Origin of the sequence: Pseudomonas sp. NMI760_13 (assembly GCF_021283245.1) — a bacterium.
Taxonomy (GTDB): domain Bacteria; phylum Pseudomonadota; class Gammaproteobacteria; order Pseudomonadales; family Pseudomonadaceae; genus Aquipseudomonas; species Aquipseudomonas peradeniyensis.
The window spans coordinates 1-399 of sequence record NZ_JAJSRC010000102.1 but is presented as its reverse complement, the minus strand read 5'-3'; the positions used below and the strand labels follow the sequence as shown (position 1 = coordinate 399).

Genomic DNA, 399 nt, shown 5'->3' with positions numbered 1-399 from the left:
CGCCCCGTAGAGTTTCTCGCTGTCGCCCCAGTCGGTGGGATCGGTGGTGGAGAAACTGGGCAGCAGCGCGGCGAGCAGGGCCCGGTCGCGCAGGAGCACGGCGCGGTAGGGCGGGCTGTTGGGATCCTGCAGCCAGCGCTGCCACAGCGCCGCGCTGCTGCCCGGGGCAGGGGCGCGGGCTTCGCCGTCCGCGTCGGGGGCCTCGGTAACGCCGCCAGCCAGGCACAGGGCCATGCTCTTGCTGTAGGCGATGCCGGACTCGCGGTCGTCGCCGTCGTAGTCGTGTTCCTCGATGGCGTGGAACAGGCTGCTGTCGCAGAGTTGGGTGTAGGCCTGGGTGTTCAGGTCGATGTAGCGCTGGTACTCGGCTTCCTGGCGCTCGTACTCGGCCTGGAAGCC

General features: G+C 70.2%; 1 pseudogene. It reads right to left on the bottom strand.

Annotated features, from left to right (window positions below):
• Positions 1–399, bottom strand: a pseudogene (locus LU671_RS29365) (T6SS effector BTH_I2691 family protein); the annotation flags it as partial.